The 25,722-nt window shown below is 40.4% G+C and carries 26 protein-coding genes, 1 tRNA gene and 1 riboswitch; of the genes, 17 read left to right on the top strand and 10 right to left on the bottom strand.

From position 1 onward, the window contains the following. The first annotated feature begins 14 nt into the window (after positions 1–14). The 3 genes from BMX30_RS05910 to tkt all read left to right on the top strand — a co-directional run bounded on the left by BMX30_RS05910 (position 15) and on the right by tkt (position 3,331). Positions 15–674, top strand: coding sequence for a YneB family resolvase-like protein (locus tag BMX30_RS05910; RefSeq protein ID WP_090742199.1), 660 nt, complete (start codon positions 15–17; stop codon positions 672–674). A 185-nt stretch (positions 675–859) separates the two neighbouring features. Beyond that, entirely contained in the window at positions 860–1,093 is a 234-nt protein-coding gene (locus BMX30_RS05915; RefSeq protein WP_090742202.1) for a DUF896 domain-containing protein, read from the top strand. Between the two features lie 237 nt (positions 1,094–1,330). Next, a complete protein-coding gene (tkt, locus tag BMX30_RS05920; protein WP_090742205.1) occupies positions 1,331–3,331 on the top strand; it encodes a transketolase in 2,001 nt (666 codons plus the stop codon). A gap of 175 nt (positions 3,332–3,506) precedes the next feature. Here tkt and BMX30_RS05925 read toward each other — a convergent pair whose 3' ends face one another. After that, positions 3,507–4,526: a DUF3231 family protein gene (locus BMX30_RS05925; RefSeq protein WP_090742208.1), complete on the bottom strand. Its 1,020-nt coding sequence runs from the start codon at positions 4,524–4,526 to the stop codon at positions 3,507–3,509. 263 nt (positions 4,527–4,789) lie between these two features. Between BMX30_RS05925 and sirA the strand changes: the two genes are divergently transcribed. The 5 genes from sirA to BMX30_RS05950 all read left to right on the top strand — a co-directional run bounded on the left by sirA (position 4,790) and on the right by BMX30_RS05950 (position 10,348). Further along, entirely contained in the window at positions 4,790–5,233 is a 444-nt protein-coding gene (gene sirA / locus BMX30_RS05930) for a sporulation inhibitor of replication protein SirA (protein ID WP_090742212.1), read from the top strand. A gap of 87 nt (positions 5,234–5,320) precedes the next feature. Continuing rightward, a complete protein-coding gene (locus BMX30_RS05935; RefSeq protein ID WP_090742215.1) occupies positions 5,321–5,536 on the top strand; it encodes a YneF family protein in 216 nt (71 codons plus the stop codon). 236 nt (positions 5,537–5,772) lie between these two features. Then, complete coding sequence (locus tag BMX30_RS05940; RefSeq protein WP_090742218.1) at positions 5,773–6,270, top strand: hypothetical protein; 498 nt, start codon at positions 5,773–5,775, stop codon at positions 6,268–6,270. Between the two features lie 529 nt (positions 6,271–6,799). After that, positions 6,800–8,548 (top strand): ABC transporter ATP-binding protein, encoded by a 1,749-nt coding sequence (locus BMX30_RS05945; RefSeq protein ID WP_090742221.1) that lies wholly within the window; start codon positions 6,800–6,802, stop codon positions 8,546–8,548. 3 nt (positions 8,549–8,551) lie between these two features. Further along, the gene (locus BMX30_RS05950) at positions 8,552–10,348 is read left to right on the top strand and encodes an ABC transporter ATP-binding protein (RefSeq protein ID WP_170843801.1); all 1,797 of its coding nucleotides are present in this window, start codon (positions 8,552–8,554) and stop codon (positions 10,346–10,348) included. 59 nt (positions 10,349–10,407) lie between these two features. On the opposite strand, the gene BMX30_RS05955 is transcribed toward BMX30_RS05950, so the two are convergent. Beyond that, positions 10,408–10,578, bottom strand: a complete 171-nt coding sequence (locus tag BMX30_RS05955) for an aspartyl-phosphate phosphatase Spo0E family protein (protein ID WP_090742224.1) — start codon at positions 10,576–10,578, stop codon at positions 10,408–10,410. A 270-nt stretch (positions 10,579–10,848) separates the two neighbouring features. Between BMX30_RS05955 and BMX30_RS05960 the strand changes: the two genes are divergently transcribed. Together BMX30_RS05960 and BMX30_RS05965 are read left to right on the top strand one after the other, a co-directional pair. Then, positions 10,849–11,556, top strand: coding sequence for a cytochrome c biogenesis CcdA family protein (locus BMX30_RS05960; protein ID WP_090742227.1), 708 nt, complete (start codon positions 10,849–10,851; stop codon positions 11,554–11,556). 118 nt (positions 11,557–11,674) lie between these two features. Next, positions 11,675–12,163, top strand: coding sequence for a CcdC family protein (locus BMX30_RS05965; RefSeq protein ID WP_090742229.1), 489 nt, complete (start codon positions 11,675–11,677; stop codon positions 12,161–12,163). A 162-nt stretch (positions 12,164–12,325) separates the two neighbouring features. Here BMX30_RS05965 and BMX30_RS05970 read toward each other — a convergent pair whose 3' ends face one another. The 3 genes from BMX30_RS05970 to BMX30_RS05980 form a co-directional block, all read right to left on the bottom strand. Beyond that, a complete protein-coding gene (locus BMX30_RS05970) occupies positions 12,326–12,640 on the bottom strand; it encodes a DMT family transporter (RefSeq protein ID WP_090742232.1) in 315 nt (104 codons plus the stop codon). Beyond that, entirely contained in the window at positions 12,640–12,981 is a 342-nt protein-coding gene (locus BMX30_RS05975; protein WP_090742235.1) for a DMT family transporter, read from the bottom strand. The genes BMX30_RS05970 and BMX30_RS05975 overlap by 1 nt, the downstream gene beginning before the upstream one ends. Before the next feature lie 71 nt (positions 12,982–13,052). Further along, positions 13,053–13,154, bottom strand: a riboswitch (guanidine-I (ykkC/yxkD leader). A gap of 81 nt (positions 13,155–13,235) precedes the next feature. Then, positions 13,236–13,670, bottom strand: a complete 435-nt coding sequence (locus BMX30_RS05980) for a DUF2621 domain-containing protein (RefSeq protein WP_090742237.1) — start codon at positions 13,668–13,670, stop codon at positions 13,236–13,238. 146 nt (positions 13,671–13,816) lie between these two features. Between BMX30_RS05980 and BMX30_RS23425 the strand changes: the two genes are divergently transcribed. Both BMX30_RS23425 and BMX30_RS05985 read left to right on the top strand, forming a co-directional pair. Beyond that, a tRNA-Sec gene (locus BMX30_RS23425) sits at positions 13,817–13,913 on the top strand. Between the two features lie 237 nt (positions 13,914–14,150). Beyond that, on the top strand, positions 14,151–14,876 hold the full coding sequence (locus BMX30_RS05985) for an MOSC domain-containing protein (protein ID WP_090742239.1): 726 nt from the start codon (positions 14,151–14,153) through the stop codon (positions 14,874–14,876). Between the two features lie 281 nt (positions 14,877–15,157). On the opposite strand, the gene BMX30_RS05990 is transcribed toward BMX30_RS05985, so the two are convergent. Further along, positions 15,158–16,027 carry a DUF1002 domain-containing protein gene (locus BMX30_RS05990; protein WP_090742242.1) on the bottom strand — a complete coding sequence of 290 codons (870 nt, stop codon included), beginning with the start codon at positions 16,025–16,027 and terminating at the stop codon, positions 15,158–15,160. A 306-nt stretch (positions 16,028–16,333) separates the two neighbouring features. Between BMX30_RS05990 and BMX30_RS05995 the strand changes: the two genes are divergently transcribed. The 4 genes from BMX30_RS05995 (at position 16,334) to BMX30_RS06010 (ending at position 20,407) form a co-directional block, all read left to right on the top strand. Then, positions 16,334–16,549: a hypothetical protein gene (locus tag BMX30_RS05995; protein WP_090742245.1), complete on the top strand. Its 216-nt coding sequence runs from the start codon at positions 16,334–16,336 to the stop codon at positions 16,547–16,549. Between the two features lie 88 nt (positions 16,550–16,637). Continuing rightward, on the top strand, positions 16,638–18,803 hold the full coding sequence (locus BMX30_RS06000) for a transglycosylase domain-containing protein (protein ID WP_090742249.1): 2,166 nt from the start codon (positions 16,638–16,640) through the stop codon (positions 18,801–18,803). 212 nt (positions 18,804–19,015) lie between these two features. Continuing rightward, the gene (locus BMX30_RS06005) at positions 19,016–20,020 is read left to right on the top strand and encodes an LLM class flavin-dependent oxidoreductase (RefSeq protein ID WP_090742252.1); all 1,005 of its coding nucleotides are present in this window, start codon (positions 19,016–19,018) and stop codon (positions 20,018–20,020) included. A gap of 153 nt (positions 20,021–20,173) precedes the next feature. Then, on the top strand, positions 20,174–20,407 hold the full coding sequence (locus tag BMX30_RS06010; protein WP_090742725.1) for a glutaredoxin family protein: 234 nt from the start codon (positions 20,174–20,176) through the stop codon (positions 20,405–20,407). Between the two features lie 60 nt (positions 20,408–20,467). Here BMX30_RS06010 and BMX30_RS06015 read toward each other — a convergent pair whose 3' ends face one another. Continuing rightward, positions 20,468–21,703, bottom strand: a complete 1,236-nt coding sequence (locus BMX30_RS06015; protein ID WP_090742728.1) for an MFS transporter — start codon at positions 21,701–21,703, stop codon at positions 20,468–20,470. 475 nt (positions 21,704–22,178) lie between these two features. On the opposite strand from BMX30_RS06015, the gene BMX30_RS06020 reads away from it, so the two are divergent. Continuing rightward, positions 22,179–22,631 (top strand): SRPBCC family protein, encoded by a 453-nt coding sequence (locus tag BMX30_RS06020; RefSeq protein ID WP_090742254.1) that lies wholly within the window; start codon positions 22,179–22,181, stop codon positions 22,629–22,631. Positions 22,632–22,820: 189 nt separating this feature from the next. Here the strand turns inward: BMX30_RS06020 and BMX30_RS06025 are convergent, their stop codons facing one another. The 3 genes from BMX30_RS06025 to BMX30_RS06035 all read right to left on the bottom strand — a co-directional run bounded on the left by BMX30_RS06025 (position 22,821) and on the right by BMX30_RS06035 (position 25,669). Then, positions 22,821–24,089 carry a TRAP transporter large permease gene (locus BMX30_RS06025; protein WP_090742257.1) on the bottom strand — a complete coding sequence of 423 codons (1,269 nt, stop codon included), beginning with the start codon at positions 24,087–24,089 and terminating at the stop codon, positions 22,821–22,823. Next, positions 24,089–24,565 carry a TRAP transporter small permease gene (locus BMX30_RS06030; RefSeq protein ID WP_090742260.1) on the bottom strand — a complete coding sequence of 159 codons (477 nt, stop codon included), beginning with the start codon at positions 24,563–24,565 and terminating at the stop codon, positions 24,089–24,091. Before BMX30_RS06030 ends, BMX30_RS06025 begins: the two co-directional genes overlap by 1 nt. A 63-nt stretch (positions 24,566–24,628) precedes the next feature. Beyond that, entirely contained in the window at positions 24,629–25,669 is a 1,041-nt protein-coding gene (locus tag BMX30_RS06035; RefSeq protein WP_090742263.1) for a TRAP transporter substrate-binding protein, read from the bottom strand. Positions 25,670–25,722: the final 53 nt, after the last annotated feature.

A 25,722-nucleotide genomic window follows, 5' to 3' on the forward strand; every position in this document is an offset into this window, starting at 1 on the left:
AATAGGGTGAAAAAATGAAAGCAGTCATATACTGCAGAGTAAGTACAAAGAAAGATACACAAGAATCTTCCCTAGTTAGACAGGAGGAAGAACTCCTGTCACTTGCGAGGAATCAAGGGATGGAAGTCATAAAGGTCATTCGCGAACAGGCAAGTGGCTATGACCTTGAAAGAGACGGAATCCTAGAGTTGTTGGCGACAATCAAAGAAGAAAAGAGTAAAGCAGTTTTGATCCAAGATGAAACACGGTTGGGAAGAGGGAATGCCAAAATTGCTCTCCTTCATTGTATTGTTAAGGAAGGAGCAACTTTATATAGTATTTCGCATAATGGCGAACTTCAACTGTCCGAATCAGACTCTATGGTTCTTCAAATTGTTTCGATGGTAGAAGAGTATCAAAGGAAATTACACAATATTAAAATAAAACGTGGGATGAACCGGGCGATTAAACAAGGATATCGGCCGGAACGAAATTTGAAAAACCAAGGTGAGAACTCTGGACGTGAGCGTAAGGATGCACCAATTACAGAAATCGTTAAACTTAGGGAAAATGGGTTAACCTTTGCGGAAATTGCAGCTACCTTACGGGGATTTGGCTACCAGGTATCAAAGGCGACGGTGCATCGACGATACCAAGAACACATGGAAGCACAAGAAATGCTTGAAGAGGAATAAACTTTTAAGCAAATTTGCCTTTACAAGTGTAGCGAAACGAAACCTTAAAAACAGAACCCAATAGAAATAAAAATAAGAAATCATCAACCCTGAATACTACCAAATCCAGTACTCCATTCTTGTAATAATTTACGTTTTCCCTTAAAATAGCTTCTATGTTAATTTTTTTATAAAGGAGCTTTTTAATGCTTTCTAAAGATAAACTCGCTAGAATTAATGAGTTGGCCAAAAAGGCAAAAACCTCACGTCTATCAGAAGAAGAGGCAAAGGAACAGTCAGCGCTTCGGGCTGAGTATCTGCAAACCTTCCGGTCATCCATGTTAAATACTTTAAAAGGTGTGACCATTGTGGACCCACTTGGCAATGACGTGACACCAAAGAAATTGAAGAACGAAAGAGATAAGAATAATCTCCATTAAAAGCAACCAAAGCCGAGGATACTCATTTCCTCGGCTTTGATTTTTTATTTAATCTATCTCCATTTTGTAAAAAAAGCATTGTAACCCCTTTTAAAGTACATATATAATATAATTTTCGGCAAAATAATGAAAGGTTCGGCAACTTTTTTGAGTTTTTTCGTTACATTTGTTGAATAAAAAAAGGTCTCACTATAATATTAAGGTTGTATGTAGTTTAACTTAGAAAGGATGTATCTAATGTTCGATAAAATTGATACTCTATCCATCGACTCGATCCGTACGTTATCGATTGATGCAATTGAAAAAGCAAATTCTGGGCACCCAGGAATGCCAATGGGTGCTGCACCTATGGCATACACACTTTGGACGCGCTACATGAATCATAATCCAAAAAATCCTGATTGGATGAATCGTGATCGTTTTGTTTTATCAGCAGGACATGGATCAATGTTATTGTATAGCTTGCTTCACTTATCCGGTTATGGTCTTTCCATGGACGAAATTAAGAATTTCCGTCAATGGGGTAGCAAAACTCCAGGACATCCTGAATATGGCCACACGGTCGGGGTAGAAGCAACAACAGGTCCACTAGGACAAGGTGTTGCAATGGCAGTTGGTATGGCAATGGCAGAGCGTCACTTAGCTGCTGTTTATAACAAAGACCAATATGAAATTGTGAATCATTTTACATATAGCATCTGTGGAGATGGCGATTTAATGGAGGGTGTATCTGCTGAAGCAGCTTCACTTGCAGCCCACTTAAAACTTGGTCGTTTAGTTGTTATGTATGATTCTAATGATATTTCCCTTGATGGTGATCTAGATAAATCATTCTCTGAGAGCGTTGAAGATCGTTTCAAAGCATACGGCTGGCAGTATGTACGTGTTGAAGATGGGAACAATCTAGAAGAAATTGCCAAGGCACTTGAAGAAGCGAAGGGTGACCTAGACCGTCCAACACTTATTGAAGTAAAAACAGTAATTGGTTATGGTTCTCCAAATCTATCTGGCAAATCAGATGTTCACGGTGCTCCATTAGGCGCAGATGAGCTTAAGTTAACAAAAGAAGCTTATAAGTGGACGTTCGAAGAAGATTTTCATGTGCCGGACGAAGTGTATCAAAACTTTGAAAAGCAGATTGTTGAAAAAGGGCAATCCACTGAGCAGGAATGGAATGCACTATACAGCAAGTACAAGGCTGAATACCCTGAACTAGCTGCACAACTTGAAGCGGCTATTAAAGGAGAACTTCCTGAAGGATGGGAAAAGGCACTTCCTGTATATGAGGAAGGTAAGAGTCTTGCAAGCCGTGCATCTTCTGGTGAGGCATTAAACGCGGTAGCGCAAGTGGTACCATCTTTCATTGGTGGTTCAGCTGACCTAGCTGGTTCTAACAAGACGATGGTGAAAGGTTCTGGAGACTTCTTCCCAGGTTCTTATGAAGGCCGCAACATCTGGTTCGGTGTCCGCGAATTTGCAATGGGCGCAGCGATGAACGGGATGGCACTTCATGGAGGATTAAAAGTATTCGGTGGTACATTCTTTGTATTCTCTGATTACCTTCGTCCAGCGATTCGTCTTGCAGCGCTTATGGGACTACCTGTCACATATGTGTTTACACATGATAGTATTGCAGTTGGAGAAGATGGCCCGACACATGAGCCAGTTGAACAACTTGCAGCATTGCGTGCAATGCCAAACTTGGGTGTTATTCGTCCAGCTGATGGCAACGAAACAGCTGCAGCTTGGAGAGTGGCTGTTGAATCAACGAATAAGCCAACGGCATTAGTGTTAACTCGCCAAAATCTACCGACAATTAAAGATACTGATAAAAATGCGTACGAGGGCGTTTCGCGTGGGGCGTATATCATTTCACCAGCGGATAATCCTGACGCTCTATTGCTTGCATCAGGTTCAGAAGTTGGCCTTGCGGTGAAAGCTCAAGAAGCACTTGCAGCTGAGGGAATTCAAGTTTCCGTAATCAGTATGCCTTCATGGGATCGTTTCGAGCAACAATCTAAAGAATATAAAGAATCCGTTATTTCAAAATCAGTGAAGAAGCGTCTTGGTATTGAAATGGGAACATCACTAGGCTGGCACCGCTATGTGGGCGATGAAGGGGAAGTCCTCGCAATCGACACATTTGGAGCTTCAGCACCTGGTGAAAAAATCATGCAGGAATATGGCTTCTCTGTTGAAAACGTTGTATCACGTGTGAAAGCACTTCTACAACAATAAACAAAAGCTTATCAATAAGAAAGGAACGGGCCACTGGCTCCGTTCCTTTTTTAGATTTTGTTGATTTTACCACCAATAAGGGTGCGAAGGTGTTGAAACGGAATTCAACATGGTCCTTTACCTAAAAATGCCTCCAAACAGGAGGCTTTAAGGAAAGTTATTTTACTAAAAGAAATTAATTCGAAGTGGGTTTCCCCTTAATCAAGGAATTGCGGTCGTCGGCTTGTGGGGGTTCTTCCATCCAACCGTGCTTAATCATTAGATTTGCTGCATCTTCTGCGAATAAACCAACTTCCGGAATCAATGAAGCATACCTTGCGGCAATATCTCTTCTTGGGCTGGCTGCCATCGCCATTCCATAATTACCAATACCAGCAGCGATCATCGCAGTGACATTAAATAAAATTAATTTATCTGAGAAGACCTTTGTCGTTGAATCGGTTAAGGCTGGATCCCACCCCATCGGAGCAGGAAGGTCTTCTCTTAGTAAATATTCACTAAATATCTCTACATGCTTATGGGCCATGCGTTTTCCTCTCAATAGTAATTGTTTTACATCATCATGTTCTGCAATTTGTGCTAATCCGGTAATCAAGGTTTTACCGATTATATTTGATTGGATATTCAGAAATAAATGCGTTATTTCAGCAGAACTTAGAGACCGTTGATTACCCCAGAACCCAGCTAAGAAGGATTGTTTTTTTACAAAGTCGACCTTGTCAGGAGTGGAGATATAAGGTGGTTTAATGTAGATTCCTTGCTTTAGCATTAAATCTCGGGTTTTATCCTGCAATTTGACTCCTTTATCTAAAACTCGTTTATGAAATTCGATGACATCTGGGCGAGTGGCTAAGCCAAGTGCCGCACTACTTGCAGCCATTGCAAGAATGGACAAATACCGTAAATAGTATAATACAAACGAATCGGAAAATAATTTTGGAGCTCTAGGATTCACATCCTCGTCGGTAAAACCAATCGGAACGGGAAAATGCTCCTTTTTAAAAATGGTTTCCATGATATCTAGGTTTTCTTTGGCTACTTGTAAGGTGTATTCAATGAGCGGACGTACCTCATCATCATCCGTTTTTTCAAGAAAATATTGGTTTACACATATGCCTAAAGTATCATTGATGTATTGGGTCCATAAACACGTCATTTCGGCTGAAGTCAGTCGAATCTTTGATTTATCTTCCATTCAAAAACCTCATTTCCTAAAGCAGTTTTCACTGATTTTAAGTTATGTTTATGATTCCCTATAGTTCTATGGACATGTAAGATTCTATTGTTTGTCTTGCTTTTTTCAATGCATCGTCGCTAGAAATGTTGAAAATAGGACGATCTTATTAAGAATCTTGTGGATTTGACAAAATTAGTGCGTTTTCTCAACACCTTTAGACAACGACAGACGCTCGAATTTTCTATAATGAAATAAAGCTTGTCTATAGAGGAGGACATCCAATGAGGGCCTATCAACTTTATTTAATCAAAGATGAAATTGCTAGCCATTACGTGGGAAAAGAGCGAATGTTTTATCAATTGTTTAAGGATTACAACTCCGCAGAGGGTGAGTTAAAATCGATCATTTCTAAACAAATTGAATATTTGACAAAACCTTTACCTGTCCTTCGGATTCATCAATTATTGTATCAGCAGCTTTCAAAGCATACAGGTTTCCGTGCGGAACAAGGCTCATACCATCTTCGTTCGAATAAGCTGCCTAGCACGGCGACATTAAAGATTGTCAATGAACGGACCCTTTTAGTTGAATCGGACGGAAGTTTAGAAGCGGAAACGGTCTTTTTTGAAGTTTTACGTAAAAGTGAAACCTCTTTCTTGGCTGTCGATATCGATAGTACTCGTTACGGCTGGCTCAAACCTATCAAGGAAAGAAAATTTGTCTAAAGGGGAGAAAAATCCTCCCGTATATTGTATAATTACGATTGGTCGAGTACACTGTATGGTAGACAACATGAAGGAGGAAGAAAGAATATGTGGATGTACGTTCTAGTAGGTATACTAGCTCTTGCTGCTGGTGTAGCACTAGGATTTTTCATTGCTCGTAAGTATATGATGGACTACTTGAAGAAAAATCCGCCAATCAACGAACAAATGCTAAAAGTCATGATGATGCAGATGGGACAAAAACCATCTCAGAAGAAAATTAATCAAATGATGTCAGCTATGAATAAACAGCAAGGCAAGTAATAGAGGACGAGCACTCGTTTTGAGCTGCTTTGGGTTACTTTTTGATAAAAGAATTAATTTCCTTTATTACCGATGTAAAAACCACTTTTCTTTGGAAAACACTAAAGAAAAGTGGTTTTTCACGTTTTTAGGAGAGTTATGGGACAATTGGAAATTTTTAAGTAATCCGCACGAATAAAGTGTACATATTAAAACCATAGGCAAGAACAAACAACTAAGAAAAAGGAGTTTTTCACATGAAAAAAGGTATTTTTCTTTTATTATTTATATCTCTAATCTTATCTGCTTGTGGAACAGCAGAAACTACTGAGGAGCAAGCGACCCCTGAAGGGAACCAAGCCTCACAACCTGAGGAGACCAAGGAAGAAGAGACTCAAAGAACGATAACGGAAGAGGATGAAAAGTTCACTCAGTTACTACTTGAGAGAGATTATGAAACGTTAATTAGAGAAACGATTTCTTTTGATACGGACTCACAAAAGGACTTTTATAATCTAGCTTCCGCCCTAAAGAAAAAGGATGAAATCGAAACAAAGTCTTATGTGGATGAAACCACAAATGAGATGAACTATAGCGATGCCATAAGCGATTATAAAGTCATCTCCCGTTATATAAACAAGGCAGAGTACATTCCAGAAGAGATGAAGGCTGAGTTTGATGAGTTAAAAACTGTAGCAGAAGAGCAAGTCGCTCATTACCAAGCTGAAATGGACAAGCAAAGCCAAGCACAGTAAGTGGTTGTCAGTGAAAAGACCAGCAGTACTCGACGTACCAGTGAATCATCATACATGATAAGATAGGAATAAACCTTTAAGTTTTGGAGTTTTCTAAAGGATGTTGTTTTTCAGAGACCGGTTGATTGGAGCGTAAGGCGCTTGACTCCTGCGGGAGCAGCGGGACAGGTGAGACCCCTTAGGAGCGCAAGCGACGAGGAGGCTCACCGCACGCCCCGCTGTTCGCTGAGCGCCTGGAGCGGAAATCAACCTCTCCTTGTTCAATAGCAACAAAGTTTTGAAAAACATCCATAGGTTTTAATTAAAAGCACCCCAACCCGGGTGCTTTTTCTTGTGGAAGGATTTAATAAAGTTTGTTGATTTTATATAACGTTGACAGGAATGAAACAACATGGCCAGTAAGTAAAAGGAGAATCAACAAAAGATTCAAACACTTAAAATTATTGTAGAAACATTAATCTTTTCTATTTTGTGAACATTTGTTAAAATGAGGAAGCACTGAAGAGACTCGCGGTTGGAGGATATAAAAATGAGAACATTTCTAGATTTAATGTGGTTCTTTAAAGCGGAAAAGAAGGCTTACTTAATTGGAATCAGTATGCTTCTTTTTGTTGCTTTTTTACAGCTCGTTCCGCCTCGGGTGATCGGAATGGTAGTGGATGAGATTGAAACGGGAACCCTGACAAGGGAGGGGCTAATTCAATGGGTCCTCATTCTGGTTGCTGCTGGAGTAGGAATGTATGTGCTTCGCTACTTTTGGAGGATTATGATTTTTGGTTCATCCGTGAAGTTAGCGCGGCTATTAAGAAACCGATTATATGAACATTTTACCAAAATGTCCCCCAATTTTTATCAAAAGCGGCGGACAGGAGATTTAATGGCCCATGCTACCAATGACCTACAAGCCATTCAACAAACCGCAGGCGTAGGGGTCTTGACACTGGTAGATTCCCTCGCTACGGGTGGATTTGTCATCATTGCAATGGCAACGACAATCAGTTGGAAATTAACCTTAATTTGCCTTTTGCCGATGCCGTTAATGGCTATTCTTACCGGTTGGTATGGAAAGATGCTTCATGCACGATTTCATAAGGCTCAGGAAGCATTTTCGACTTTAAATGACAAGTCACAGGAAAGTATCACAGGAATAAAAGTCATTAAAACATTTGGGCAGGAAAAGGAAGATATTGAGGATTTCCGCAAGCAATCTCAGGATGTCGTAAAGAAAAATATATCCGTTGCTAAAATTGATTCATTATTTGACCCGACGATATCGTTAATCGTTGGAATTTCCTTCTTTTTGTCCATTGTATTTGGGTCAAGGTTTGTCATAAATGGGGAGATGACGATAGGTAGCCTTGTTTCGTTTACGACTTACCTAGGATTACTCATTTGGCCGATGCTTGCTTTTGGACATTTGTTTAACGTTGTTGAACGCGGACGTGCTTCACTTGACCGTGTTAATGCGCTACTGGCTGAAAAGGTTGAAATTAAAGACGAGGAAGGAGCCGTTCGTATCGTTCCTCAAGGGGATATCGTCTACAATCTTAAGAACTATGCTTTTCCTGGTGAACAAGAGCCTCAGCTTAAAAATATTCATTTCACCTTACCAAAAGGTTCGACATTGGGGATTGTTGGAAAAACAGGTGCAGGGAAGACATCTCTTCTAAAATTATTAATCCGGGAGTTTGAAGGATACGAAGGCACCGTTTCCATTGGTGGAAGATTACTTAAGGATTATCAGCTTGATAAATTGAGAGAGGCTGTCGGATACGTTCCTCAAGATCATTTCCTATTTTCAGCCACTGTTGCTGAGAACATCGCTTTTGCCAACCCAGAAGCCTCACGTGAACAAGTATATGAGGCTGCTAGAATCGCCCGTATTCACGAGGATATTCTCGACTTTACGGATGGCTATGAAACAGTGGTCGGGGAGCGGGGGGTTTCCTTATCGGGAGGTCAGAAACAGCGGATTTCAATTGCCCGGGCAATTCTTTTGAATCCAGAAATTCTAATCCTCGATGATTCGCTTTCAGCGGTCGATGCGAAGACAGAAGAAGAAATTTTAGAGGCATTAAAGGGAAATAGGGAAGGGAAAACAACGCTTATTACCGCCCACCGTCTTAGTGCCATTGAGCATGCAGATTTAATTCTTGTATTAGAGGATGGCGAAATTGTTGAGCGTGGCACTCATGAGCAGTTAATGGAACATGAGGGCTGGTACAAGGATATGTATTTGCGTCAACAGCTAGAAGAACTTGTTGAGTTAGGGGGGTAGAAGATGGAAGAGAAGATGACAGCGTTGAATTCAAAAGAACAACGGACAGTTTTAAAAAGGTTATTGGCTTATACAAAACCCCACATCAAACCAATCTTGCTAGCGTTTGCATTGCTATTACTCACGACGATTGGGGATGTACTCGGTCCAATCTTAATTAAGATTTTCATTGATGATTATTTAACAGTGGGACACTTTCCATATGAACCCTTGCTCATGCTAGGGATTGCCTATATGGGGATACAAGTGCTGAACGTATTCGTTACTTATTTTCAACTTTATAAATTTCAAGAAGTGGCGCTTAAAATCATTCAGCAGCTCCGCGTGGATGTGTTTTCGAAGGTTCAGTCGCTCGGTTTGAGGTATTTTGACCGAACCCCTGCAGGGTCGATTGTTTCGCGGGTTACAAATGATACCGAAGCGATAAAGGATATGTTCGTGTTTGTGATTGCCACGTTCATTCAGAGCGGGTTTTTGCTTGTAGGGATTCTAACTGCAATGTTCATTCTTAACGTAAAATTGGCCTTATTCTGTTTAATCGTGCTCCCAATTATTTTTATGATCATGGTCATCTACCGCAGACTAAGTTCGAAGTTTTATTTAGATATGCGGGAGCGTCTTAGCCAGTTGAATGCGAAGCTAAGTGAATCGCTACAAGGGATGTCGATTATCCAAGTATTCCGACAGGAAAAGCGTCTTAGAAAGGAATTTGGCGACATCAATGAGAAGCACTATAATGCTGGGATGCGGAATATTAAAGCGGATGGGCTCTTACTACGACCGGCGATTGACCTTGTATATGTTCTCGCTCTCATCATTGTATTAAGTTATTTTGGAATAAGTTCATTTGAAAATCCAATTGAAATTGGTGTGCTCTACGCATTTATTAATTATCTTGATCGTTTCTTTGAACCGGTAAACCAAATTATGCAACGTTTGTCGATGTACCAACAGGCGATTGTTGCCGCATCTAGGGTGTTTAGGCTATTGGATGACAAAGAAATGGCCCCAGAGCAGCCAAATGGGAATGACAACAAGGTAGATGAAGGGAAAATTGAAGTTCGAAACTTGAGCTTTTCTTATGATGGCCAACGGGATGTACTGAAAAATATTGAGTTTACCGCTTTGCCAGGGCAGACAGTCGCTCTAGTTGGTCATACGGGTAGCGGGAAAAGCTCGATTATTAACTTGCTAATGCGCTTTTATGAGTTCAATCGGGGGGAAATCTTGATTGATGGGGTTTCAATAAAGGACTATCCAATGAATGTGCTTCGTGACCGGATGGGTCTCGTTCTGCAGGATCCGTTTCTCTTTTATGGAAGTGTAAAGGATAATATTCGCTTACATAATGAGGGAATAACAGATGAAGAGATTGAAGAAGCGGCGAAGTTTGTTCAGGCGGATAGCTTCATTTCGAAGTTAGAGGATGGCTATGATCATCAGGTCGTGGAGCGAGGCGCAACGTTTTCAAGTGGTCAGCGGCAGTTAATTGCCTTTGCCCGGACGATTGCAACGAACCCTAAGATCCTGATTTTAGACGAAGCGACCGCGAATATAGATACAGAGACAGAGGAAGCGATCCAGACGGCACTTGCCAAGATGCGGGAAGGTCGAACAACCATTGCCATTGCCCATCGACTTTCTACCATCCAGGATGCCAATCTTATTCTGGTCTTGCACCAAGGGGAAATCGTTGAGAGAGGAACACACCAGGAGCTCCTCGCGCTAAAAGGACTTTACCATAAGATGTATCTTTTACAAAATGGTTCGGTTGAACGCTTAGAAGATGTTGTTAGCTAGAAACCTATTAAAAATAGCAAAAAAAAATCAGCTGTTTGCCTCTGGGCTTTCAGCTGTTTTTAATAGGTCTTGCTAGGTTGTGTGTATTGTTGCTGATAGGTATTAATCAAATGATCAAGTTCTTGGCTGTAGCGGATGGCAACCGAGGAGGTAAGGCCATTGGTGGTAGCAACTTCGATGAGTTCGGAGCGTTTCTTTTCAATAAGTCGGACGAGTTCGTTTTTAGACATGAGCGTTCCTTTCTCGGAATAATAGTTTCCTTAATTCTGTAAATCTATTGAAAAATATAGGAGAATTTTTAAGGCACGAAACTTAGTATAATAGAAAATGAATGATAATTCAAAAGGAATTTTTGACGAAATTTGACTGATTCTGGGGTTTTCTGGGTTATATACTCATTTTATCAATATTAATAAATTGTTCACAGGTTAATTCATATCTTTTATGAAGGGGATTTGATAAAATTAGTGAGAATTGAGTTAAACAGGAGATGTTTATGAATGACTGATGTTAACGTTCTGCTTGCATTCGGAGCTGGCTTTTTAAGCTTTATTTCACCATGCTGTCTCCCGCTTTATCCAGCATTTCTATCCTATATCACAGGAATGTCTGTGGGAGAGATTAAAAGTGAAAATGCGATGCTACAAAAGCGGAGTATGCTTCACACACTGTTTTTCCTAGTTGGTTTTTCGATTATTTTTATCGCTCTAGGATTTGCCACTAGTTTTGTGGGCCAAATCTTTAGTCAGTACAATGATGTCATTCGACAGGTTGGCGCGATTTTTATTGTGATTTTTGGTTTGATGGTCATCGGGCTCTTCCAACCAAAATGGTTGATGGCTGACCGCAAATTTGAATTTAAGAACCGTCCTGCTGGTTATATCGGAACCGTTCTAATTGGGATGGCGTTTGCTGCCGGGTGGACTCCTTGTACAGGGCCAATCCTTGCTTCGGTTATATTGCTAGCAGGCTCGAACCCAGGGTCTGGAATGCTTTATATGATTGCCTATATCCTTGGTTTTGCGATTCCATTCTTTATCCTCAGCTTCTTTGTTGGGAAAATGCAATGGATTAGAAAGAACAATGTGAAAATCATGAAAGTCGGCGGATATATCATGATTGTCATGGGGATTGTTCTTTACTTTGATTGGATGACAAGAATTATTGCCTTCCTTTCACCACTGTTTGGTGGCTTTACTGGATTATAATAAGGTTGGTTTTTCGATTTGAACTTTGAGAGGAAAACTTGTTCATTCCTCCTCTCTTAAAAATTACGAGGGATTACTGTATAATGATAGTGTAAACCTATTTTAAAGGATGAATCGTATGGACTATGTTTTGCTCTCAACGATTGCGGCAATTGGGATGGGATCCCTTGCTATGTTTGTTCGGATGAAAGCCGCCAAAAGACCAGCTACAGCGAGGAAAATCATCTTGCCACCCATCTTTATGAGCACTGGGGCGTTGATGTTTATTTTCCCTATGTTTCGTGTAGGGCCTCTTCAAATTATTGAGGCACTAGCAGTGGGGATGCTGTTTTCGATCTTACTGATAAGAACTTCAAAATTTGAGATTCGTGAGCAAGATATCTACTTAAAACGCTCAAAAGCTTTTATCTATATTTTAGTTGGCCTACTTATTGCCCGGTTAATTGCTAAGATGATTTTAAGCAACTCAATTGATGTCGGGGAACTTGGCGGTATGTTCTGGATTCTCGCTTTCGGCATGATCGTTCCATGGCGAATTGCGATGTATGTGGAGTTTAAAAAACTTTACCGTCAGTTGCATGGGGCGGGGAAGCCAACGACCGTGTAATCGTTTATTTGATGTCTAGCAGTATAAAATGACCTGTGGATGGATTTCACGGGTTATTTTTTATTTTAGGGCGGGGCTTTGTTGCTATAAGGGTGATGAAGATGATACCCAGCCAAAAAGGAGTGGGAAACCATCTTCATAGGGCTAACCGTAAAACTTCTTTTAAGAAACCAACTTCAACCCAACAGCTGCACTTAATACCATCGCGATGAACACAAGCCGTTTCCAATCCTTAGATTCACCATAAAACAGCATCCCGATAATGGCTCCTCCAGAAGCGCCAATTCCTGTCCAGATCGCATAGGCCGTTCCCATTGGTAAAGTATCCATTGCAATCGATAAGAAAAAGAAACTTGCACCAAAGGAAACAATTAACAGCAGAAGGGAGCGCCATTTCCTATCCTTGGTATATTGATTCATCATCGCAACCCCGGACATTTCGAATAAACCAGCAATGACTAAAGAAATCCAAGCCATTAAGACTCCACTCCTTCCGCCGCTTTTTCATCGGTTACCATCTTCAACCCAATGACCCCTACTAGTAAAAGAACAATCAGAAGAACCTTTGGCAGGCTAAACGGTACTCCGAAAAAGAGAATGTCGGCAGCCGCCGTGCCAGCTGTTCCTAAGCCGACAAAGACCGCATAGACAGTTCCGACAGGTAGCCTACGGCCGGCGACAATGAGACCGTAAAAACTGACAGCGATGGCAATCACTGTTCCACTCCACTCCAAAATACTATCTGCATGCTTTAATCCAATGACCCAAAATACTTCAAAGACGGCTGCAAGAAAGACCTTGATCCAATCACGATTCATATAGTATCACTTCCTCATTTTTTAGATTGCCCAACATAAGCAAAAAAGCCCGAGAGATCCTGTAGAAACAGATCTCCCGGGCTTTTATCCCTCCGTGGCACAGACAAGCTGTGAGTTTTCTCTCGGACCAGTCCAAACTTGACGGTGTTTGCGGAACCCTAGAAAACATTCAACTTATGCAATTATCGTTCATTATACTAGATGTTTTCGGTTTTTTGAAGGAAAAATGAAAAAGACTGCCGATGCTTGGCAGTCTAAAATAAATGTTCATAGGGTTCAATATTAATCTGGCTATCTGATAATTTCTGTCGTAAAAATTTATGATCACGTTTCGGTGTGGCCAAAATATAGCCGCGAATGACAAGGTCTTGAGTAATCCTCGATACTCTTTCATTAAGCGCGAGCTCCCCAATTTTCCCAGCGATTTTTTGACGGGCGACATCACGGAATAATTCAGGAACTGGGCTCACCAAGTCCTCAAGAAAAGCCTTTTGATCATCAGGCCAAAGGTGGCGCGTCTCATTAACAAAATGTTCTTCCCAATCCATATCCGATTTACCGTCTTCTTTCGGGAGCTTTTTAAGGAACTTCCGGAACATAAAGAAGCCACCAATAGCCATTAAAACGACCATAACTACCGTCCAAAATATGATGAATAAACCAAACCAACCGTCTAACTGAAACTCCATAGATATTCCCCTTTTACCAAACAATCTCGTTAGTTTTATTATAGTATCAGGTTAGTAAATAAGACAAGTGAGGGAAATTATGTCCAATTAGTGAATAGGGTTGAAATAATCTGAGTGTCGAATTATAATAGAGCTTGTCACACTACGGGGCTGGATGGGGTACTGGTGTCCTCCACGGTCTTCAAAACCGCTTGTGACCTGCGTGCCAGGTCAGGTGGGTTCGATTCCCACGCGGTCCCGCCAATTTAATAACACCAAGGGTTCAAGTGAATCCACTACATACCTAGACCAGAGGCGACTCGGTCTTTTTTTTGTTGCTTGGTGCCCTAAAAGGTGCCGGATTTACAGAGGAAAACGACGCTCATCACTATAAACTACAAAAAAACTACTCATGAATCATAAATTAAAATGATCAGTATGTAGGTAGTAATTCCCTTTGTTATACTATTAGTAGTTGAAACTAGTATTGGAGTGAATGAAATGTTGATCGGTCATATAAAAGAAATTGTTCGTCATCCGGTAAAATCTCTCCGTGGAGAAGTTGTAAACACATCTAAAATAATGAATTACGGATTATACGGTGACCGTAGCCATGCTTTTTTTGATGATACAAAAGGGGATTTCTTAACGATAACCCAATTCCAAGAAATGGTTCGATATCAAGCGAGATTTGTGGGCGAAGAATCACTAGACAACTATCCAAAAGTCGAAGTCATCACGCCTGAGGGAAAGGTTTTTGATTGGGACGATCACGAATTAATTGAAGAGTTGGAAACTAAATCGAAGCGAAAAATTTCTACTAAGAAATATACTCCATCACATGTTCCAATTGGACCTATTGCAGTAGAACACATTCTCCTTACAACAGATGCTTCCCTAGAGCATTTAGAAGAATTGTCGGGAAAGAAAGAGGTTGATATTCGACGTTTTCGTCCGAATTTATTCATTTCTTTAATTGATAAAGTTCCATTTCAGGAAGAAGAATGGATTGGTCGACGAATAAAAATCGGAAGTGAAGTAGAAATTGAATTAGTAGGATATTGCCCAAGGTGTATGATTATTACGGTTGATCCTGATGATGCCCAGCGAAATCCAAGTCTACTTAAAACTCTTGTAAAAGAAAGAAAAAGTAATTTTGGTGTTTATGCTTCTGTGATAAAAACAGGTGATATTTGTGTGGATGATGAAGTGATTCTTCTTGATTAGGGTCGATTCTATGGTTCCATTTTTCTAATACAACTTCGTAAACTAGAACCACATGAAGGGGCAAAGGGCTAGATCCTTTGCTCCTTTATGCATTGGACTTGCTAGTAAAATTATGGGAAACCCTTTTGAAAAAGGATACTTTATTTTGCTTTGGTTTATCCTTAAACCTTGATAAGGGAATGTGAAAATAAGAGGACACTCGGCACATGAGGTCCTCTTGTTTGAACTAGGCTCTATTATCAAACATTGTTAATAGCTTTATCTTTGGATTCTAACAACATTTAACTAAATAGGCCTTTTATCGCATCGATTAAGGAAACAAAGAATTGCTTTAATCTCTCTAAAAAGTTTTGGCCTTCTTCAGACTGAAGATATTTTGAAATTTTATCTTTGGCTTGATTTAGTTGATCGCCTACTTGGTTCCAATCAATGTTTAACTCTTTCAGTTTGTTGAAAACGTCCATTAACAGTTGGATTTGTTCATCTGTTAAGGTGAGTCCAAGCTCTTTTGCTGCCTGTAATATAATGTCTCGTAATTCGGCATCGGTTTGAGGGGAATTCTCAGCAATTTTCTCTTTGATTTTAGCAAATAATGCAGAGGCGTTTTCCGCACCGATTTGGTCGCCTAATTTTGCCGTTTGAATCATCTCTTCATTGGCCGCTTGCTTCACATCTTCAGGAATGACATCCCCGGTTGAAACTTCATACGCCTTAATCAACCCTGTTAGAGCTGCCGTACCGGAAACGTTAAACGGTGCGGTTACTTGGATATCGGCGTCTTTAACCCCAGCGGTGATCAGTGCATTTAAATACATTTCATCGGTCACCCAATTGATGTTGTTGGTTGTGACGTCTAATCCGCTTCCTGCTTTGGTATAGGTGATCGCAGAAGAAGAGATGGCTCTTGTTCCGATAGTCGCCTTAGGAAGAAGGTTCCCCAGATATTTATGTTCTTCTTGATTTGAAACGGTAATCACTTGAGTTGTATCTGTTGCTCCTAATTCAGATAAAATTTGTTCCCTTTGTTCATTCGATAAATTCTCTCCAAGTGTTATGATTTTGTCGCCCTCAGCAACGTCAGCGAATGTGACAGAGGCAAGGGAAAGCATCAACACAAGAAGAGGGATAAGCACTGCTGAAAACCTCTTCATCGAAATTCCTCCTGTTGGAATAGATATACAATTTCTTTGATTATTGTACACTCATTTTCTAATTTTAGCTAAAATTTAGCCATTTTATGGGTTGACCGATATTGTTATTTGGATGAAATACATATCTAAAGCTTGGACCAATTCCTCAAATTCTTCGCATACCCACCTAACAGGAACCTGCTTTAAATTTTTGGAAGCAAAAGAACCGTCCCCATTAACCCCCATAAAAAAGGAAGCAGCGACGAATAGTATTCAGTAAGTATCATTTTTTGTATGGGAATAGAAAAATCAAAAGGGTGTTGTTTCATGAATAAATTCCGTGTTTGTTATATTTTGGAGGATAAGGTAAAGACAGAAAACATTGTAAAAAGTTTGAATATAAATGCGGGACAGATTTTTGAAGAGTTGGTTAAGAAGATAGCAACCTCGAAATATTTAAAGATTGAATCGGAGGAAGGGCGGCAGGATCGTCTGGATACCTCTTGTATCCGTTATATTCGTGTGACGGCTTTGAATGAATAGGTTTGAAGATATATAAATTAGAAAAATAGCTATCTAGTAGATTTAGATAGTAAATATTTAACACTGGTAAAGGTAGGAATACATCATCATGACAGGTACGTATCAAACAAGAGAAGAACGTAAGTCTGCCGAACGAGCCAATAAGCAAGCAAAGCAGCGAAACAAAAAAACGCCGAAACTTTTTAAAAAGCTGTTGATTGGATTGTTGATTTTAAGCTTCATTTGCTTATCGGTAGTAGGAATCAGTGCTTTTGCATTTATACAAGATGCTCCTGAACTGGATACTGCAAAATTAGCTGACCCGTTGTCATCAAAGTTTTATGATAAGGATGGTCAATTCGTTCACGAATATGGAACGGAACATCGAACGAAAATTTCGCATGAGCAGATTCCGAAACAACTGGAGGAAGCCATCCTAGCGACAGAAGACAATCGTTTTTATGACCATCAAGGTGTGGATGTATTAAGAACGGCGAAAGCCATTTTTGTGAACGTTACAGGTGAATTCGGTAGTCAGGGTGGTAGTACAATCACTCAGCAGGTAATTAAAAATTCGTTTCTAACTCCCGAGAAAACGATTAAGCGGAAGGTGCAGGAATGGTACCTGGCTTATCAGTTAGAGAAACAATATAGCAAGGAAGAAATTCTTGCTATGTATGTAAATAAAATTAATCTTGGCAATCGTTCTTATGGCGTTGCAGCGGCTGCTGAAAATTATTATAGACTTGATGTAAAAAATCTCAATCAATTAACACTACCACAAGCAGCGATGATAGCGGGTTTAACGCAAAGTCCGAACAATTATGACCCAACTAAATCAGAAAACCACCAGGCAGCAACAGATCGTCGGAATGTAGTTCTCACCTTAATGAATAGGCACGGGTACATTTCAAATAGTGAAATGGAAGCTGCGAAACAAGTCCCGGTGACGGAGGGAATCATAGAGGAAGTAGCGAGCAACGGTATGCCTTATGAAGCCTTTTTAGACGCGGCGGTTAAAGAAGTAGAAACGAAGTTAAAGGATGTTGATATCACCAAAGATGGGTTGAAGATTTACTTAACGCTCGACCCCAAGGCCCAGAAGCTGGCAGATTCGATTCTTGCAGGCGAACTAGTTTCCTATCCGAATGATCGCTTTCAAACAGCGTTTGCTTTTATGGATTCAAAGACAGGTGAAATTAGAGCCATCGGAAGTGGGCGCAATGAATCTAAAACAACGTTTCGTGGGCATAACCTCGCCACGGATTTGAAACGTCAGCCCGGCTCAACATTTAAGCCTATCTTTGACTATGGACCTGCGATTGAATATTTAAAATGGTCCACTTACCATCAAATTGAGGATGCACCTTATCAATATTCTACGGGAGATCCTATCCGTAATGCCTATACGAATTATCGTGGGATGATGTCTATCCGTGAAGCCTTAGTAGAATCAAGAAATATCCCCGCCTTAAAAACACTCGAAAGCGTCGGGTTAGAAAAGGCAAAGGCTTTTTCAGAAGATCTCGGCATCACCTATCCAAATGGGGAAGTGTACGAATCCTATTCAATCGGCAGCAACACCGTTTCGCCGGTTGAATTAGCGGGTGCTTATGGTGCGTTTGCGAATGAAGGGAATTATTATAAGCCTCACTTTGTAGCAAAAGTTGAATTTCCAGATGGAAAAATCATCGACTTTAAGACGAAGCCTGAGCGTGTGATGCAGGACTATACGGCTTATATGGTGACCGATATGCTGCGAGGTGTCTTAAATGCCCCGAACGGTACAGGTAAAACAGCGGCTGTGCCTGGTGCGGATGTTGCAGGGAAAACAGGAACCACCAATTTTGATGAAAAAGTGATTCAAAAATTTGGTTACCCTCAAGATGCCACGAGTGATAGTTGGTTTGCTGGCTATACCACTAATTACACGATGACCGTGTGGACGGGATATGCGCAAAATGGTTCTGGAAACTATCTGACATCGGCCGATACAAAGATTTCGCAGAGTATTTTTAAAACAATGATGCAAGAATACGCCAGTGATAGCGAGCGCTTTGCTCAACCAGACTCTGTTGAAAAAATCCGAAATGAACTGTATATAAAAGGGGTTAAACGGGATATGGTGCCGCCAGCGTTTATACCAAAAAATGAAGGGAAAAAGAATAAGGAGAAAGATAAAGATAAAGGGAGATCGGAAGAAAAGAAGAAGGGAAAAGGAAATTCCGATAAGGGAAAAGGGAGAGGGAATGGAAAGGGCAAAGAGGACGATTAGACCGGTTCAATGAACAAAATGATTTAAGATGATCTCTGTTAGTACAGAGGTCATTTTTTTTGACTAGGATTGATTGTTTTTAGAGAAGTTTTACTTATGAAGAAAACTAGGAAAGATGCAAAATGTGTTTGATTTGTTTTTATGATAGGTACAGTGTTACTTTTATCTAATATAAAAATTGGACATTATTCTAATTTACAAGGAGACCAACTATGTTTTCCCTAAGCATTTTAGATTATTCCCCGATCGATGAAGGTTCCAATGCACATGAGGCATTATGGCAAACAACGGAATTGGCAAAGGATGCTGAAATGCTGGGCTATAAACGATTTTGGGTGTCAGAACACCATAGTGTTCACTCTGTTGCGAACAGTAGTCCTGAATTGTTAATGATGCATTTGGCAACGTCAACAAACAAAATTCGAATTGGTTCCGGTGGGGTCATGCTACCGCATTATAGCAGTTACAAGGTGGCAGAAAACTTCCGGATGATGGAAGCTCTTCATCCCAACCGTATTGATATCGGAATCGGGCGATCGCCTAGCTACCGTATGGTTAACCAAGCCTTAAATGAGGGGAAACAGCCAAGACATTCTTATGAGCAGCAGGTGATTGATTTAAAAAAGTATTTTACTGATAATACCGAAGAGGAACATCGTTTTCAGTCCCTGATTGCAACTCCGCATATCCTAACAAAACCGGAAATGTGGATGCTGGGAACTGGTGAGACAGGTGCTGAGGTTGCAGCCACACAAGGGGCAGGATACGTTTTTGCTCATTTTGCAAAACCGGGAAACGAAGGGGTACGGATTGTAGAAGAATATCGAAGCAAGTTTAAGCCTTCTGCTTTTTTAAATCGACCGAAAACGATCATTTCGGTTTTCGCGGTTGTGGACGAAACAGAAGAGAAAGCCGAAGATTTAGCAAAAGCGTTTGACCTATGGTTATATTTTGTGGAGTCGCCTAACCAGCCTCCTTATTACCCATCCATTCATACAGCTAAAAGTCGCGGATTTAGTTCCGTGGAAGAAGAAAAGGTGAGGCGGAATCGCGAACGAATGATTGTGGGCACACCAAAGCAAGTCAAAGAGAAAATTGAAGCGATCGCAGAAAGATATGAAACAGATGAAATCATGATTGTACCGAATGTATCTGGTATCGAAAATCGAAAGAAAGTTATCTATCTGCTTGCGAAGGAATTTAACTTGGAGAATTAAATTTTGAATTCTCCTAGGCCTTATTTTTTTATTATTAAAGGGAAAAACAAGGGAGTACGTATTCGTTTTCCGTTTGTGAGATTTGACAAAAGGAAAGCTTTACATGTACAATCTCAATATACCCCAACGGGTAATAAAAAGGAGGAAACGAGAATGAATGAGATTACTGTCTATTCAACAAATACTTGACCGTACTGCACAATGATGAAAGAATTCCTTGAGGCTCAAGGATTAGAATACAAAGAAGTAAACGTGCAGTTAGATGCTGAAGCTGCCCGAAAGCTGGTAGAAGAAACAGGACAGATGGGCGTACCGCAGACAAAGGTAAATGGCCAATGGATTTTAGGATTTGATCCTGAAAAGTTGATGGAGTATGTGAAAAAATAGTGCGAAAAAAAAGAGACCTAGGTCTCTTTTTTTCACTTTATTAGTTATAACAACAAAATGTTAGTTAACTGGTTTCCCAGCCTCAATCAATATTTTGTTCCGCCCCATGAAGATGGCTAAGACGATAATCATTACACCGGTTCCAATCAGGAGCCATTCGATCTGGATGATATCGGCGATAGGGCCGAAAATCAGCATGCCAATCGGCATCATCGAAGTGGAAATCATGCCCATGACACCGAACACTCTTCCTAAATAATCCTCTTCGATTTTCTCCTGTAATAGTACGGTTGATGGTGTATTGAACAGCGGAAGCGCCACTCCGAATAGAGCCATGAAAGCTAAATACATCCAAAATGCCGGGGCAATCCCGAGTGCCAATGTACAGACTCCCATAATTAGACTAGCAAGGGTAATGGTCTTAATTTTATTGGGATAGCCTCCCCAGGAAGCGATAATTCCGCCTCCCGCCATCATGCCGATTGAAAAGGCAATTTCGATTGCGGTGAGCCGCCATACATCAGCACCAAAGCTTCGTGTCACCTGCAGAGGGGTCAAAAAGGCGGCAGGAGCCATCAACACAAAGAAGATGGCAAAGAACAAAAAGAATTTCTTCAAAAAGGCATGGTTGCCGACATACTGCAAACCTTGTTTGAAATCATTGAGATAGCTCGTTGCCTGCGCTTCCGTGGCTTTCTTGTGTACCTCAATTTTCAAGAAGGCAAGCAAGGTGACAATCGCGATGATGGCTGTGATGACATCGATGAAAAAGATGATCTCAAGCGAGGTCATCGCCAATAGTGCTGCACTGACCATTGGCGAGACGAACATAATAACGGCTTGAATGCTTCCGTTTATGCCATTTACCTTCGTCAGTTTATCCTTTGGAACGATTTGCGGTAGAATCGCACCGACTGCAGGTGTTTGGATGCCAGTTCCGATGGCACGAATAGCAGCCATTACAAAGAGCAGCCAAATGGCATCAAAGCCCATTAGAAATAAGATGGCAAGGATTAAGGTTGAAAAGGCGATCAGTCCATCAGCTAATAGAATCAGAATTTTTCTGTTGTAACGATCGGCCCAAACCCCTGCAACTGGGGACAAAATAAACGTGGGAATAAACCCACAAATGATATAGAGCGTCATCATCAAACCGGATTCGGTCGTGAGTGTGATATACCACATGATGGCGTATTGAACCAGGGACGAACCAAAAAGGGAAATCGTCTGACTGCTTAAAAAGAGAATGATGTTCTTTACCCAATTCTCCTTGGGTAGGTTACTTACTGTATTCATGGACCAACCACTCATTTCTATGAAGTTTTTATTTTGAAATTGGGTCGATCGATAGACATCTTTTAAAGACAACAAAAAAAGAGGGAAGATTCCTCCCTCTTTTAAAATAACCGACTAATGTAGGTTTCCTTAAAATTAGACAGACCGATCCCGTTGCTCTGGATTTCGCCAGAGCTTCAAAGCTATTAAGTTAGCGAATGAAAGTTGGAAATCGTAATCTCATTGATGCTGTCAAAAGGAAAACCTCCATTTCATTAATAATTAACTAATAATAGCAAAGAATCCGTAGGAATACAATAACGATAGTGGTACACGTTAGTTCTCATATTATGAGTAAGCAGGGGCATAGGCCACATGCGGTAATAAGATAATAAGTCATAGCTACCATATCTCATACATAAAGTTAATATTGGACCAATAAGGTAGCTTTACGTTAACTAGTTAATAACTTTATGACTAACAATGAGGTGAAAAAATGGCAAACGGCAAACATTCGGTGGAACTTCCTGTTTCAATACAAGATATCTGGAATTACATAAGCGATATTGATCGATGGGCGACGACTGTACCTGGCTATGAAAGCCACGAGATTGTCAATGAAAAACAATCAACATGGGCGATTAAAGGGGATATGGGCATCTTGAAGAAAACGGCAAATCTGAAGGTCGAGATCACAGAATGGGTGGAACCAAAAAGGGTAGCATTTCAGTTTAAAAGCCTTTCCGGCGACTTTGTTGGAAACGGGCAGTATGAGGCTGAAGCCATAGATGATAGTCATACTCGGATAACAGGTCATCTCGAAATTGAGCCGGAAGCCACAAGAGGCCCGATGGCGTCCATGCAAAAGACCGTATTAAAAAAGTTCGTTCCGAAGACAACGAAAGATATTACCACTGCAGTAGCCGATGAGATTAAATCATTGAAGTAGACCTGGGGAGTGATTTGTGCCCGGGGGAACCCTAGCTTATAAAAAAAGTCGATTAACTAATCAAATGTAGTTAATCGACTTTTATAAGACCAAAAAGACAAAATCCATTCTATAGAAGAAAGATCTGTAAAATAAAAGGATTTATGCAGGGTCTGACGCTTTTTATTTGCTGAGCACGCACGTGTTCCTCTATTTATCTAATAAAAATAGACTAATAGATGGAACAAAACTAATAATGAGTACGTCAATGATTAAGATAATTAGGAAGGGGATAATCGCCCTAACAATCTTCTCTAATCGTAAGTTTGCGATGTTGGATGCCACGAACAAGTTGAGTCCAACCGGAGGTGTGACAAAACCGATCGCAAGGTTCACAACCATGATGATCCCAAAGTGAACAGGGTCAATTCCAGCTGCAATTACAACAGGAAGTAGGATAGGTGCCAAAATGATGATGGCTGCCGAAGTTTCCAAGAATGTACCGACTATTAACAGAATCACATTAATAATTAATAAAATAATAATCGGGTTTGATGAAATCTCTAGCATTGCATTTGAGATTTGAAGTGGAATTTGTTCTCTTGTTAAAATGAATCCAAAAACAGAAGCGCAAGAGATGATAAACATGATAACAGCAGAAGTAACTGCTGATGAGATGAAGATCTCAGGTAAATCCCTCCACTTTATTTCCCGGTATATAACTAGACCAACAATTAACCCATAGACTACTGCGACAACGGATCCTTCTGTTGGGGTAAATATCCCCCCATATATCCCACCTAAAATGATAACTGGCATTAGAATAGCTAGGATGGCCTTGTTAAATGAAGTGAAAACTTCCCGAATTGAGTTTTTTTCCTCTTTCCCATAGCCACGCTTTCGTGAAATAAAATAAGCAACCAAAATAAGCGAAAAACCAACTAGGATACCAGGTAATACCCCAGCAATGAACAAATCACCAATAGAAGTTCCGGCAATGACCCCAAATAAAATTAACGGTACACTTGGTGGAATCATCACTCCTACCGTTCCACCTGCAGCCTGTATAGCCGTAGCAAAGCCTTTATCGTACCCTTTTTTGGTCATGGCAGGAATAAGAATAGCTCCTACTGCTGCGGTTGTAGCTGCAGCAGATCCAGAAATAGCCGCAAAAAACATACAGGTAACAATCGATACAATCGCTAAGCCTCCATGCATCCTTCCTACGATCGTCATGGCGAAATCTACAAGTCTCCTTGAAATTCCACCCACTTCCATTAACTTCCCTGCTAACACGAAGAAGGGGATCGCCATTAACGTAAAAGAATCAGTCGACGTGAACATCTTTTGGACGACAACCATTAATGGAACGCTGTCTTGAATCATGAGAACAATAACTGAAGCGAGACCAAGTGCTATTGCGACTGGAATATTAATGAAGAAAAGGACAAGTAATAACCCGAATAATAACCAAGCCATTAATTCGTCTCCTCCTTTCTCCACTCAGTAATCACTACAAACAGAAGATTAATTACAAACAGCACACTTGAAATTGGTATGACTGTATAGACTAACCCCATTGGAATCCTTAGAACGGGGGAAGTCTGGGCCATGCTTCGCTCAATGGCTTCAAAACTATTGACAATAACTTGCCAAAAGAAAAAGATGATTAAAATCGTGGTAACAACCTGGAGAACCTTCTTTAAGTTAGCACCCGCTTTATCAAAAAGAATCTCAATACTAGGGTGTGCTTTTATACTCATCCCATAAGCTGCTCCAAGGAATGTGATCCAAACGAGTAAATAACGAGATAGTTCCTCTGTCCAAGCCAATGGTTGTTCTAGGACAAAGCGGAATAGTACTTGTAAAAAAACAACGACTACTAAAAGAAAGAAAAGAATAATAAGTATCCATTTTATGAATAGATTTAATAAGTTTACTAACTTTTTGGCCACCTGATATTCCCCTTATTTAGAAAAAACTTGGATTGTGCAAAGCACTACCCAAGTTTTTTATTTTTATTCGTTTCCGTTTAAAATCGCATCAATGTTTTCTTTTCCAAAATCAGCTTCGTATTTTTCATATACAGACTGAATTGCCTCACGGAAAGGCGCAACATCCACATCTTCAACAACTTTTACCCCATTATCTTTTACGACTTGTAACGAATCTTCGTCAGCTTGGGTACTAAGTTCACGGATTTTGTCTCCAGCTATTTTTGCTTCTTCTTTAAGAACGGATTGATACTCACTAGGAACGGTATCCCAGATGCTTTTACTGAACATGATGATTGCAGGTGAGTAGATATGACCTGTTAATGACATGTGTGTTTGGTTTGCTTCATGAAGCTTATACGTATCTGCAATAATTAGCGGATTTTCCTGTGCATCAACAACTCCTTGTTGAAGGGCTGTTAGTGCTTCATTCCAAGCCATTGGTGTAGGTTGAGCGCCTAATGCCTCAAATGCATCAAGGTGAATTTGATTTTCCTGAGTACGAATTTTCAAGCCCTTTAAGTCCTCAGGTTTTGTAATTTCTTGCTTCCCATTCGTAATATGACGGAAGCCATTTTCAGCCCATGCCAGACCTACAAGACCAGTGCTCTCTAAACCGGTTAATAAATCTTGTCCAATTTGTCCATCAAGCACACTGTAAGCATGTTCTCTCGATTCAAACAAGAACGGTAGATCGACAATTCCAAGTTGTGGATAGAAATTTGCAATTGGAGCTGTGGAGGAAATGGACATATCCGCTGTTCCAAAGGTAAGGGCCTCCGTCAACTCTCTCTCCGCGCCTAATTGATTTAACGGAAAGATTTCAATCGTCACGTTTCCGTTTGTACGCTCCTTAACATTTTCAGCCAAATCTAGCAGTGCAAGGTGATAAGGATGTTCCTCTGTTTGTGAATGTCCTGCCTGAAAGGTAAATGTTTCAGTTTCTTCGGTGTTACCTTCTGAAGATGAATCTTCTTCGTTACTAGATTCTGTACCCCCACATGCTGTTAAAAATAAAGCAGTCATTAAAAATGGTACTATCCAGTAAAATTTACTTTTTTTCATCTAAAGTCCCCCCTATTTATCAGAAAATTTTATAAGATACGATAGATTATAAC

It is taken from the genome of Mesobacillus persicus (assembly GCF_900109925.1).
Lineage (GTDB): Bacteria > Bacillota > Bacilli > Bacillales > Cytobacillaceae > Mesobacillus_B > Mesobacillus_B persicus.